The following is a 13,054-nucleotide window of genomic DNA, read 5'->3' on the forward strand; positions in this document are numbered from 1 at the left end:
CCACGATCTATTTGACTTTTATTTATTCCGCAGCCTCAACTCTTCCTCGTTCGATCTGCTGCCTCATGGCCGTCCGCGCCCAGAAGCTCGATATAAAAACCGGGTCGCGGAGCGCCTCCAGCCGCTGCCAGTGCGGGAACGATGCGGCGAACGTCTCAGGCCCCATACGGGCGTCCTTATAGGGGTTCACCGCCCCGCCAGCCTCGACCGTGATACGGTCGAGCTCGGCAAGCAGCCGCAGCGTCCTTCTCCCCCGATTGGGGAAATCGAGCGTCAAGGTATAGCCGGGCCGCGGGAAGGACAGCAGCGCCGGCGAGCGGACCTCGCCGAAGCGTTTGAGCACCGTCAGGAACGATCCCTGGCCTGCCCGGCGCGCCGCCTCCAACAATGCCGGGACGGCCCGGCGCGCGTTTGCCTCCGGCACCACGCTCTGGTGTTGGAAAAGCCCGCGCGGCCCGTAGAGCCGGTTCCAGTCGCGCAGGCCGTCGAGGGGAAAGAAGAAGCCCTGATAGCCCGCCTGGCGTGGCGCCGCGGACTTTCCCTTTTTCCAGCGGTAAGCCGCGTTGAAGACGGTGAGGAAAGGCCGGTTCAGCACATTGAACGGCGGCTGCACCGGCACGGAAAGCCGGCTGCCGGCGCGCGCGGCGGCGTGGGAGCCGTGCTCGGCATGATTGCCGGTGAACAAAAGGCCCCGCCCGCGCCCGTGGCCGCCGGCAAGCTGGTCGATCCAGGCAACGGCATATTCGTTGGCCTGGTCTGCAGCCTCGGCGAGATCGAAAAACTCGGCGAGATCACGAAACCGCGTCGCCCTTTCCGTTATGTCAAGCGAGGGCACCCGCATCAGCTTGATCGACGCGGAAAGGACAAGCCCGGTCAGCCCCATGCCGCCGATCGTCGCCTCAAAAAGGCGCACATTGTCGCTCTGCGAGCAGCGATAGGTCCGGCCGTCGGACCTGAGCAGCGTGAGGGCCTCCACATGGCAGCCGAAAGTGCCGCGCCGATGGTGGTTCTTGCCGTGGATGTCGTTGGCGATCGCGCCGCCCAGCGTCACGAACTGCGTGCCTGGAACCACGGCCGGAAAGAAGCCATAAGGCGCGGCATGCGCGATGACATCGCAAAGCAGGGTGCCGGCCTCCGCTTCGAGCACGCCTGTTTCGGCGTTGAAGGAACGGATACGGTTGAGCGGCCGCATGTCGACCACCATGCCGGTATCGTTCTGGCAACTGTCGCCATAGGAGCGGCCATTGCCATAGCCGAGCAGTGATCCCGGCGTTGGCGCGCCGCGCTTGAGCAAGGCCATCGCCTCGCTCGCCGGGATCGCCCTGCGCGCCGGCGGCGTCGCCAGCCCGAAGCTGCCGAGGCGGCTGTCCCCCATCACCAGCCTCCCGCGACGAGGAAGACGGCGCCGATGGCGACGACGATCTGGCTGCGCCAGTCGCGAATGATGAAGACGACCGGGTCGTCATGCATCTCGTCGCGCCGGGCGAGGATCCATACGCGCATCGTAAGATAAAGGACGATCGGCGCCAGCGGCCATATCAGCCATGGATGCGGATAAAGCTCGCGCACTGCCGGGCTGTCCATGTAGAGCGCAAGGACCAGAGCCGAGGAGAACGCCGACGCCATGCCGGCCTGGGCGACGATTTCCTGGTCCTCCGTACGATAGCCCCGGCCGGCGATGCGCTCGCCCGGCGGAATGGCGGTGGTGCGCAGCTCGACGAAGCGCTTCACCAACGCCAGCGACAGGAAAAAGAAGATCGAGAAGGCGAGCAACCAGAAGGAGACGTCGACACCTGTGGCCGCCGCGCCAGCCAGCACGCGGATCGTGTAGAGGCCTGCAAGCGTCAGCACATCGACCAGAAGCATGCGCTTCAACGAAAGCGAATAGGCGGTGGTGATCGCCATATAGCCCAGAAGCACGCCAAGGAATTCGATCGGAAGGAAGAGGCTCGCGGCAATGCCGATCGCGAGCAGCGCCGCGATCGCGCCCATGCCGAACGGAATGGACAAGGCGCCGCTGGCGAAAGGCCGATTGCGCTTCGTCGGATGCTTCCGGTCGAGCGCCAGATCGAAAAAATCGTTGAGGATGTAGATGGCGGACGCCACGGCGCTGAAGGAGACGAACGCCAGCAGGCATTGCCAGATCATATTCGGGTTGAAGTATTCGTGCGACAGCACCATGGGCACCGCGATCAGCGCGTTCTTCAGCCACTGATGCATACGCAGCATCTTGATGTAGGTCCTCAGCGTCGGCTTTGGCGCCGGCATGGTCTCGGCTTGATGCGCTGCCTGCCAGCGCCGGGCGCTGCGGTCAGGCGCCACCACGAGCGCGGTGCGCGCCGCGTCGAACACCTTGAGATCGTGGTGGCTGTTGCCGGCATAGTCGAAGCCCGCGTCGCCATAGGCGGCGACAAGCGCCGCGCACTTCCGGGCCGAGGTCATGTTGTGGGGGCCGTCGGTCGCCAGCACGCGATCGAAGATGCCGAGATGCGTGGCGATCGCTTCGGCGAACCTGCGTGGTGTTCCCGTCGCCAGAACGATCGCGCGCCCCTCCTGGCGCTCGGTGCGCAACCGGTCGAGCAGTTCGTGGCGATAGGGCAGCGAAGCCGGATCGATGTCGACGCGTTCAGCTATTTCCCGCTTCAGCCGGGCCGGTCCCCCGGTCAGCCACAGCGGGACCAGAAAGAGATAGAGCGGATTCTTCTTGAGCAGGATGAACAGGCCTTCCCACAGAAGGTCCGTTGCAATCAGCGTGCCGTCGAGATCGACCGCAAGCGGAATTGCGTTCCTGTCCGACCGCGCGTCCATTGTCCTGCCCTGCCCGCGCGAACCACCCTAGAGGGTCGTCCGCCATATGAAATCAGTGCCGTGTTTCGGCATCTTCATAGCGGGATATAGCGGGGGACGACGTATCGAACGTTAAAACGCCCGGTTGCAGCGCGGAGCCAAACCGGTTTTCGGGCGCCATCGTTAAGCGCCGGCTACCGGAAACGATAAAAGGCCGGACATCCGCCCGGCCTTTGCCAATCGTGCGATAACGATTACTTGATCCGGGCAGTGCCGCCCGATATCTCGACCGTTTCCGAACCGGTCAGCGCTTCGAGATCGCCGTTAGGCAATGTAACGAAGCAGCCATTCGAGCAGAACTCCACCGTCTCGCCGGCGCCAAGCGTCAACTCGCTCTTGGCCCCGCCTTCGGTCACGATCAGGGTTCGCGTTTGAGCATCCCTGTTGATCGCGCTGGCGGCGAAAGCCGAACCGCCCAAGGCCAGCAAAGCGATGGCGGCAACGACAGACTTCCACATTGCAATTCCGGTGTTTGCACACCGCCTCTGTTCGCATTCGCAAGGCATTCTCGCCCTTTGCACCCGAGCTTATATGAGATGTTACCTGAACCGCAACTGAATGCCGCATTCATGCCACAATCGGTTTCGGGTAGCCGCAGGGCAATCGACCGAACGTCTACCGGGATAGGGTCAGGCCAAGTCGAAAATTGTGGGTTACGAGAACCGGAGCGGAGCCTACTTGAAAGTACGTAAGCACCGGAAGCGCAGGACGCCGCCATTTGCAGGACGGCCTAGCCCTAACATCGATGCACCTCAGCCAGGATCGGGCTTGCGGCCCCTGCGCTTCATCTTGGCGAGGCGTTCCCGCTCGGCCGCGGCTTCCTCCTCCAGTCTCTGGCGCTCGGCGAATTCGGCTTCGATCTTGTCGTCGTCGATCGGCCATGCTTCGTGCTTGTTGGTCTCGACAACGGCGCGCGGTGTCGACGGAATCTCGATCCGCTCCTCCTCGAAGATATCGAAGATGGCGAAACGGATATCGTTCTGCACGACGCTGCTGTTCATGATGTCGGCAACGAAAACGCGAATTTCGAATTCAAGGGCGGCCGCCCCGAAATTGGCGAAGAGAACGAACGGCTCGGGATTCTTCAGCACCATCGGGTGAGCGCGCGCAATATCCAGCAGGATGGCATGCACGCGCCTAGCGTCGCTGCCATAAGCGACGCCGACCTTGATTTCGAGGCGCCCCAGCTTGTTGCGATGCGTCCAGTTGCCGACCGCGTTGTTGATGAGGTTCGAATTGGGCAGGATCACCGACTGCCGCTGGAAGGTCTCGATCTCGGTGGCGCGCACGCTGATCTTGCGCACCGTGCCGCTGACATCGCCGGCGACGATCCAGTCCCCGACCTTGAACGGCCGCTCGGCAAGCAGGATGAGGCCCGAAACGAAATTCGAGACGACATTCTGCAGGCCGAAGCCGATACCGAGCGAAAGGGCGCCGGCAACCAGCGCCAAGTTGGAAAGATCGATGCCGGCCGCCGAGATGCCGACCAGGCCGGCAATCGCCACGCCGGCATAGCCGACCCCCAGGCGGATCGAGTTGCGCACGCCGGCGTCGACCTTGCCGCGCGCCATCACCGAGCCGTCCAGCCAGCCCTGGAACCAGCGCGTCAGGAAATAACCGATGGCGAAGACGACGATGCCGGTCAGGATGCCGAGGAAAGAGATGGTCACCGAGCCGATAGTGACGCCGGTCGCCAGCTTGTAGGCCCAGGCCTCGATATCGCCGGGCTGAAAACCCCACATCAGAAGGATCAGCGGCAGGAATACCAGCACGATCATCACATTGATGGCGATGCTGACCACAAGGCCGAGCTGGTCGAGGGCTGTATCCTCGTAGCTGGAGTTTTCCGAAAGCCACCGCCCCACGGAAGTATCGGCGAAGGCGCCCTCCTCGCCGATCGCGCGCGCCGACAGGAAACCGATATAGGCCGTCACAAGGACGGTTCCTGTCACCACGACCTGGAACGCCACGAAGAGCGCCAGACCGATATAGCCAAGCAGCGCCGCGGCGATGGTGAACAGGCCGAGCCCGATCGCAATGAAACGAAGCCAGGCCGGCCAGGGGCGCCATGAGCCGTCGGACGCCCTGAAAGGCCGCAGCAGCGCCATCAGGATCAGGATGACGCCAACGATGATGGTGGCGACAAAGCCCCTGGCGATCGTCAGCGACAGCGGCGAACCCATCTTCTCGTTGACTACCGAGAGGAAGTAATTCAAGCCGAGCACCAGCGCCATGGCCGTCGTCAGCCAGACGAGCCAGCGCGCGGAACCCGTCGCGACAGGGATCAGGCGCCAGTTCGGCAGGCGTGGTTCGAGGGCCGCATTGGTCAGCCGGTTGACGCAGAAAACCATGCCGATCACCGACAGCAAGGCATCGAGGAACGTGCCGATGTCGCCGCGCAGCACATTGTAGTAGTTGAAGAAGAAGACGGCCGAAGCGAAGAAGACGCCGAGCGCCAAGGTCGGCAGCAGCGTCGACCAGAAGGCGACAGATAACCGGCTGAGGTAGGACGGGTCATCGACGGTTGGGTCTGGTTCGAATATGCGCCCGAACAAGCGCCTGCCGCCGATCAAAAGCACGGCCGCCAGCGCCAACGCCATGAGCGTCGCGGCAAGGACCGCCTGGAACTTGAACCTGACGGCGAAGCTCAGCCAGGACGACACTGCTTTGTAAAGGCCCGTGATCTGATCATGCGCGTCTGAAAGGGCCTGCGGGCTCAGCGCGTCGTTCAGGTCATAGTGTTTGGTGATGACGCTGCGAAAGAGCTCGCTGCGCATGACAGCAATCTTGTCGACCAGCCCGTTGACCCGGATCGACAGGTTCTGCGCGCTGGCGACGACAGCGTTGATTTCGGCTTTTTCCGAGGCGAGCGCGCCGCGCTCGTTGCTGACGACCGCCGGCTCGGGAGGTTGCCCCTGAGCTGGCGGCGCGCCCAGCGTTTCGATGCGATTGTTGATGTCATTGAGGCGTTGCCGGAACGCTAGCGCGCTGGTCAGCGCCGCTCGCGAAATATCCTCGAGCTGCAACCGGATATCGACAAGCCCCGCATCATCCTGGTCGGGTTCGCTCAGTTTCTTCTCGAGGCCGTCGGTTCTGGTCGTAAGGTCCTGGATGACCTTCGTCTGGTCGGCGATGAGCCGAGACGAGCCGTGACCGATCGCTTGCGCCGACGCGTAGAACGCCGGCTGCCCGAACACAGCGACGATCACGACCAATATCAGGCGTAGCAGTCGGAGGAACATGCGTTGTGGCGACTCGCGGCCGAAAAATGCTCGAAAATTTCGACCTTGATAAAGACCGGCCAATCGTGCGGCAAGCCGTCACGGTCGTGTCATGCGAAGTCGGCCTGTCGAAAAGCGATGGCGCAATCTTGGCTTTGCGCCTCCGGCCTGCTCTATAGTCTGCCGCCTCGCATCATAAGGACGATAGGAAGAATGGCGGAATATTCAGCCTTTTCGCTGCTCAAGAACGCGCTGGCCGGCAACAAGGACTGGAAGCCCGCCTGGCGCAAGCCCGACCCGAAGGCTTCCTATGACGTGATCGTCATCGGCGGCGGCGGCCATGGCCTTTCGACCGCCTATTATCTCGCCAAGGAACACGGCATCACCAATGTCGCGGTGCTGGAGAAAGGCTGGCTGGGTTCCGGCAATGTCGGCCGCAACACCACAGCGGTGCGCTCCAACTACCTCTTGCCGCAGAACACCCGCTTCTACGAACATTCGATGAAGCTGTGGGAGAACCTTTCGCACGACCTCAACTACAATGTCATGTTCTCCCAGCGCGGCTGCCTGAACTTGGCGCACACGCCGGCTCAGCTCGACGATTACGCAAGGCGCGGCAACGCCATGCGCCATTTGGGGGTGGACGCGGAGTTGATGAGCGTCGACCAGATCAAGCGGCTCGTGCCGGCGCTGGACGTCTCGGGCTCGGCACGCTTCCCTGTCCTTGGCGGATTGATGCAGCCGCGTGCCGGCACCGCCCGTCACGACGCGGTCGCCTGGGGCTATGCGCGCGGAGCGGACCGCCGCGGTGTCGACATCATCGAGAATTGCGAGGTCACCGGCTTCCTGCGTGACGGCCACCGCGTCACGGGCGTGACGACGACGCGCGGCGAGATCCGAGCCAAGAAAGTCGCGCTTGCGGTTGCCGGCAGCACAGGCCGTGTCATGCAACTCGCTGGCATTTCCCGTATGCCGATCGAAAGCCATGTCCTGCAAGCTTTCGTCTCGGAATCGCTGAAACCAGCCATCGACACCGTTCTTACTTTCGGCATGGGCCATTTCTACGTTTCGCAGTCCGACAAGGGCGGCCTCGTCTATGGCGGTGACCTCGACGGCTACAACAGCTATGCCCAGCGCGGCAGCCTGCCGATCGTCGACGAAGTGATGAGCGAAATGCTGGCGCTGTTCCCGGGCTTCGCCCGCGTGCGCATGCTGCGCTCCTGGGGCGGGCTCTGCGACATGACGATGGATGGCTCGCCGATCATCACCACCGGCCCGTTGCCTGGCATGTATCTAAATTGCGGCTGGTGCTACGGCGGCTTCAAGGCGACGCCGGCTTCGGGCTGGTGCTTTGCCCACACCATCGCCAGGGACGAGCCGCACGAGTTCAACGCGCCTTTTACGCTCGATCGCTTCTATCGCGGCCTCATCATCGACGACAAAGGCCAGGGCGCGAACCCGCGGCTGCATTAGGGTTGAAAAGAGAATGCTGATCACCTGTCCCTATTGCGGCCCGCGCGACGTCATCGAATTCACATATCAGGGCGACGGCAACCGCGAGCGGCCGCAGCCGGCCTCGCAGGATCTCGACGCCTGGAATGCCTATGTCTATGACCGGCTGAATCCGGCCGGCGATCACAATGAAATATGGCAGCACTCCGGCGGTTGCCGCGCGCATCTGAGAGTCGTGCGCAACACGCTCACGCATGAGATCCTGAGCACCGCCTTCGCACGTGGCGCCCACAAGGCGGAGGGCCGCTCGTGAGCCCGCGCCGCACCGAGACTGGCGGCCGGATCGACCGCCTGCGCACTATCCGCTTCACATTCGACGGCGCGCCCTACACCGGCCATGCCGGCGACACGCTGGCTTCGGCGCTGCTCGCCAACGGTGTGACGCTGTTCGGCCGCTCCTTCAAATACCATCGCCCGCGCGGCCTGCTCGCCGCCGGCGTCGAGGAGCCGAACGCGCTGGTGACGGTGCTGCGCGGCGAAGTACGCGAGCCGAACATCCCCGCCACCATGGTCGAGATCTATGACGGGCTCGTCGCCGTCAGCCAGAACCGCACGCCTTCGCTTGCCTGGGACATCAACGCGATCAACCAGCTCGGCGGCAAGATCCTGTCGGCCGGCTTCTATTACAAGACCTTCATGGGCCCGGTGGTCGGCCCGCTCAAGGGCACGCGCTTCTGGATGTTTTGCGAGCATTTCATCCGTCGCGCCGCCGGCCTCGGCAAGGCAGGCACCGCGCCCGACCCGGCGCGCTACGAGCGCATGAACGCATTTTGTGACGTGCTGGTCGTCGGTTCGGGTCCGGCCGGCTTGATGGCGGCCAAGGCCGCCGCCGACCAGGGCGCCCGCGTCATCCTCGCCGATCTCGAAGCCCACCTTGGCGGCTCCGCCAACTGGTCGGGCGAAACCATCGACGGCATGGCTGCCGCCGACTGGGCCCAGCGCTTGGTCGGTCAGCTCGGCGGCAACGACAATGTCCGGCTTTTGCCGCGCACGACGGTGTGGGGCTACTACGACGGCAACACGCTGGCTGCGCTGGAACGGGTGACCGATCATAAGGAAGTGGCCGCCAAGGGCGAGCCGCGCCAGCGCTACTGGGCGATCCGCGCCGGCACGGTGGTTCTCGCGACCGGCTCCTTCGAGCGGCCCCTGGTGTTCCCGGGCAACGACCGCCCCGGCGTCATGCTGGCGCATGCGGCCGAACGCTATGCAGTTGAATATGGCGTGCTGCCCGGACAGCGCATCGCGCTCTTCACAAACAACGACAGCGCCTACCGCTCGGCCGTTGCCTTGAAGAAGGCCGGAGCTGTCATCGTCGCCATCATCGATGTCCGAAGCGATGTCTCGAACGACATGCGCAAGCTGGCGAGCGACGCCGAGGCAGAGCTGCTTGCCGGCCATGCGGTGATCGCGACCGAAGGCGGCAAGGCACTCAGCGGCCTCAAGGTTCAGCGCTTCGACGCCATGAGCGGCGCGCTGAGCGGCGACGGGCGCAGCATCCATGCCGACAGCCTTCTGATGTCCGGCGGCTGGTCGCCGACCATTCACCTTGCCAGCCAGGCCGGCGCGAAGGCCGAATGGGATCCGGCGAGACAAGCCTTCCTGCCGCCGAAGCCGACGCAGGGCTGGCCAAATCAGCGATGGATTGGCGCCGGCGCCTTCACCGGCAGTTTTTCGACTGCCGAAGCTATTGCCGAAGGCCGCGCGGCCGGCCTTCAGGCGGCAGGCGGTGCGGTGTCATCCGCTCCCCTGCCCACTGTCGAAGCGCCGCCCGGCGATCCCGATCCGGCGCCGGTCTTCGAGATCAAGGCCAAGGGCAAGAGCTTCGTCGACTTCCAGCACGACGTGACCGCCGAGGACGTGCGGCTGGCGCATCGCGAAGGCTTCGTCTCGGTCGAGCATCTGAAGCGCTACACCACGCTCGGCATGGCGACCGACCAGGGCAAGAGCTCCAACGTTCCGGGTCTCGCGATCATGGCCGAGGCGCTCGGCAAGCCGATCCCCGAAGTCGGCACGACGCGTTTCCGCCCGCCTTACACGGCGGTGTCGATCGGCTCCCTGGCCGCCGAGCGCTTCGGCGACCTCAAGCCCGAACGTCTGACCCCGATGCATGACTGGCACCTCGCCAATGGCGCCACAATGTATGCGGCCGGCCTCTGGTACCGCCCGATGATCTACGGCCTCGCCGGCGAGACAGTCGAGCAGGCCTATGTCCGCGAAGCCAGGGCGACACGCGAAAGCGCCGGCATCGTCGACGTCTCGACGCTCGGCAAGATCGCCGTGCAGGGACCGGACGCGGCCGAGTTCCTCGACCGCGTCTACACCAACATGTTCTCCACCCTCCCCGTCGGCAAGGCGCGCTACGGCCTGATGCTGCGCGAGGACGGGCTTGCCTTCGACGACGGCACCACATGGCGGCTCGGCGAGCAGGACTTCCTGATGACCACGACCACCGCCAATGCCGGCAAGGTGATGCAGCATCTGGAATATTTCCTGGACGTCATCTGGCCGGAGCTGAAGGTCACCGTCACCTCCGTCACAGACGAATGGGCGGGAGCGGCGATCGGCGGACCGAACGCGCGCGCCATACTTGCCACCTGCGTCACCGGCACTGCCGTCGACAACGCCGCGCTTCCCTTCATGGGCATCGTGCATGGCCAGATCGCCGGCGTCCCTGTGATGATCTGCCGGCTGTCCTTCTCCGGTGAAATGGCGTTCGAGGTCTATTCGGGCGCCGGCTACGGCACCCGCGTCTGGGAAGCCTTGATCGAGGCCGGCAAGCCGTTCGGCCTGGTAACCTACGGGCTTGAGGCGCTGGGCACGATGCGCATCGAGAAGGGCCATGTCACCGGCGCCGAGATCGACGGCCGCACCACGGCGCGCGACCTCCATCTCGACTGGATGCTGTCGAAGAAGAAGCCCTTCATAGGCTCGGCCATGATGGACCGGGAAGGGCTGATCGGCTCCGACCGGCTGGAGTTGGTTGGAGTGATCGCGCTCGACAATCAAGCGCTCAACGGCGGCGGGCATATCGTCGAGGAACTGGACGAGGACAATCCGCACGACTCGCTCGGCCACATCACCGCCTGCTGCTATTCGCCGGCGCTCGGCAAATATATCGCGCTGGCCCTGGTCAAGGGCGGCAAGGCGCGTCACGGGACCCGCGCCTTCGTCTCGGATCCGCTGCGCAACCGGTTCGGGCCGATCGAGATCGTCTCCAACCATTTCTACGATCCGGATGGGAGCCGCATGCATGGCTGAGCAGCATTTGCCCGAACGCCAATCGCCGCTCGAGCCGGTGTATCATCCGGGTTCGCACGGCAATTTCGAACATGGCGTCGACGTCATACTTTCCGAGACGCGGCCTGGCTCGATCCTGCAGCTCGCCGTCTGGCCGGGCCAAGAAAAGCGGCTGATCGAAATTATCAACAAGGTCACCGGGCTCGTTCTGCCCGATGGGCCAGGCGGTGGCGCAAGCAGCGGCGCCCGCGCCGCCTTCGGCTTCGCGCCGGGAAAATTCACCGTGGTGGATGAGGCGGAGGCCCTGGCTCAGGCCTTTGCCGGATCGATCACGCCGGCCATCGGCACGCTGACGGACCTTTCGCATGGCCGCACCGCGATCCGCATCGCCGGCCCAAAGGCGGAATGGGTGATGGCAAAATTCTTCGCCATCGACTTCGCCTTGCCAGCCTTCCCGCTTGGCGCCGGCCGTTCGACCAACCATCACGATATCTTCGCCCAGATCCAGCGCAGCGGCGCCGACCAGTTCGACATCTACGTCTTCCGCTCTTTCGCCCGCTCGTTCTGGAAGGCCTTGTGCCACGCCTCCGAGGAAGTTGGCTACGAGGTGCAATAGTCCAGCGTTGCGGGGAAGGAATTGGTCCAGCCGATTGTCTGGCACCATTGACGGCCACAACTGCTGCTTGAGCGTTGGGCCAGCAGGGACGATAGATAAGGAATCACGGGCGTTTGCCAGGCAAACGTTCGTCCAGGCAACCATTTCGACCATACCCTTCCATGATGTTAGAGACTTCGGCGACGGCCACGACCCGCTTTGCTCCGGCGGAAGGTCCGTCGATGCTGTTGCCGGCAACGGTCGCCTGCGGCGTGTTCATGACCAGCCTCGACCAAAACGTCGTGGTCACGGCGCTGCCCGGCATCGGTGAGAGCCTTGATCGTCCGCCAAGCCAGCTTGGTCTGCTGATCACTGTCTATGTCGCCAGCCTCATCGTCACCATGCCGCTCGGCGGTTGGCTGGCCGACCGCTTCGGCCTGCGCAACGTCTATTGCTTCGCCCTGCTGCTTTTCGCCGGCGCCTCCGCATTCTGCGGCCTTTCGGAGAACATCTGGATGCTGGTCGGCTCCCGCGCCTTGCAGGGTTGCGGCGGCGCGCTGATGGGCACGCTCGGCCAGGTCGTCATCCTGTCGAGCTTCCCGCGCGACCGCACGCTCAAGATCAATATGTACATCTCGCTCGCCGGCCAGTCCGGACCGTTGGTCGGACCGCTGGTCGGCGGCGCGCTCACCACCTATGTCTCCTGGCGCTGGATCTTCTACATCAACATCCCGATCGCTCTGACCGCCGCGCTGCTTGCCGCCTCGCTGTTTCCGTCGACGACGAAGCCGGTGCGCACGCCGTTCGATTTCCCCGGGTTCCTGCTCGTCGGCAGCGGCATGGGCCTGCTGGTCTTCGGCATGGATTCACTCGCTGCCAAGGATGCCGCGAACAGCCTCATCGCCATCGAGCTTGGCCTGGCGATCTCCATCCTGGCGGTTGCCTCCTTCTATTGCCTGCGCGCGCGCAACCCGCTGCTCGACCTCAACCTGCTGCGCATCCGGACCTTCCGTATCTCCTTCCTCACCGGCGGCAGCCTCGACACGATCGGCCTGAGCTCGGTGGTCTTCCTCCTGCCGCTGATGTTCCAGCTCGGCTTCGGCATGAGCGCGGTGCAGGCCGGTTCGCTCACTTTCGTCGCCGCGATCGGGTCTTTGATGATGCGTTTCTTCATGCCGCGCCTTCTGAACCGCTTCGGCTTCAAGCGCGTTCTGGTCACGAACACGCCGATCATCGCCCTGCTGGTGGCGGGCTTTGGCCTGATGCACGAGGGCCTGCCGGCCTGGATCGTGCTGGCCTATATTTTCGCCTTCGGCGTCTTCCGCTCGGTGCAATGGGCCTCGACCGGAAATCTCTCCTATTCCGACATCGCGCCAGAGCAACTCGCGCGCTTCAGCGCGCTCTACTACATCCTGTGGCAGCTCGCTGTGGCGATCAGCGTCGGCCTTGCGGCCGCGCTATTGTCGCTGCTTGCCGGCGGCGGCAAGGCCAGCGTCAACGACTATCGCATCCTGTTCGTCATCGAAGGGCTGATCACGCTCTGCGCGCTATCGGCTTATCTGAGGCTGACGCCGCAGGACGGCGCCCATGTCAGCGGCCACGGCGCGCACATGAACACCGACTGAACGGCCAGGGAACTGTC

Annotated in this window: 10 protein-coding genes; 5 read left to right on the forward strand and 5 right to left on the reverse strand. The window is 64.1% G+C overall.

Features of this window, described 5'->3' with window-relative positions:
* Positions 1-22: 22 nt before the first annotated feature.
* The 4 genes from ACR64R_RS12145 to ACR64R_RS12160 form a co-directional block, all read right to left on the reverse strand.
* On the reverse strand, positions 23-1,375 hold the full coding sequence (locus ACR64R_RS12145) for an FAD-binding oxidoreductase (protein ID WP_487361860.1): 1,353 nt from the start codon (positions 1,373-1,375) through the stop codon (positions 23-25).
* Complete coding sequence (locus tag ACR64R_RS12150; protein ID WP_487361861.1) at positions 1,375-2,808, reverse strand: UbiA family prenyltransferase; 1,434 nt, start codon at positions 2,806-2,808, stop codon at positions 1,375-1,377. Before ACR64R_RS12150 ends, ACR64R_RS12145 begins: the two co-directional genes overlap by 1 nt.
* Before the next feature lie 233 nt (positions 2,809-3,041).
* Positions 3,042-3,305: a hypothetical protein gene (locus ACR64R_RS12155; protein ID WP_487361862.1), complete on the reverse strand. Its 264-nt coding sequence runs from the start codon at positions 3,303-3,305 to the stop codon at positions 3,042-3,044.
* A gap of 294 nt (positions 3,306-3,599) precedes the next feature.
* Positions 3,600-6,089, reverse strand: a complete 2,490-nt coding sequence (locus ACR64R_RS12160; RefSeq protein ID WP_487361863.1) for a mechanosensitive ion channel family protein — start codon at positions 6,087-6,089, stop codon at positions 3,600-3,602.
* Between the two features lie 192 nt (positions 6,090-6,281).
* Between ACR64R_RS12160 and ACR64R_RS12165 the strand changes: the two genes are divergently transcribed.
* Genes ACR64R_RS12165 through soxG form a run of 4 tightly spaced genes read left to right on the forward strand, consistent with a single transcriptional unit; the run spans position 6,282 to position 11,433 of the window.
* Positions 6,282-7,541, forward strand: a complete 1,260-nt coding sequence (locus tag ACR64R_RS12165) for a sarcosine oxidase subunit beta (protein ID WP_487361864.1) — start codon at positions 6,282-6,284, stop codon at positions 7,539-7,541.
* 13 nt (positions 7,542-7,554) lie between these two features.
* On the forward strand, positions 7,555-7,833 hold the full coding sequence (locus ACR64R_RS12170) for a sarcosine oxidase subunit delta (protein WP_487361865.1): 279 nt from the start codon (positions 7,555-7,557) through the stop codon (positions 7,831-7,833).
* Positions 7,830-10,838 (forward strand): sarcosine oxidase subunit alpha, encoded by a 3,009-nt coding sequence (locus ACR64R_RS12175; RefSeq protein ID WP_487361866.1) that lies wholly within the window; start codon positions 7,830-7,832, stop codon positions 10,836-10,838. The genes ACR64R_RS12170 and ACR64R_RS12175 overlap by 4 nt, the downstream gene beginning before the upstream one ends.
* Positions 10,839-10,845: 7 nt before the next feature.
* Positions 10,846-11,433, forward strand: coding sequence for a sarcosine oxidase subunit gamma family protein (gene soxG, locus ACR64R_RS12180; RefSeq protein ID WP_487362424.1), 588 nt, complete (start codon positions 10,846-10,848; stop codon positions 11,431-11,433).
* Between the two features lie 103 nt (positions 11,434-11,536).
* Here the strand turns inward: soxG and ACR64R_RS12185 are convergent, their stop codons facing one another.
* Positions 11,537-11,692, reverse strand: a complete 156-nt coding sequence (locus ACR64R_RS12185) for a hypothetical protein (RefSeq protein WP_487361867.1) — start codon at positions 11,690-11,692, stop codon at positions 11,537-11,539.
* On the opposite strand from ACR64R_RS12185, the gene ACR64R_RS12190 reads away from it, so the two are divergent.
* Entirely contained in the window at positions 11,691-13,037 is a 1,347-nt protein-coding gene (locus ACR64R_RS12190; protein WP_487361868.1) for an MFS transporter, read from the forward strand. The genes ACR64R_RS12185 and ACR64R_RS12190 overlap by 2 nt on opposite strands.
* The last annotated feature ends 17 nt before the right edge of the window (positions 13,038-13,054 follow it).

This window comes from Mesorhizobium sp. MC2-1-1 (genome assembly GCF_057597255.1).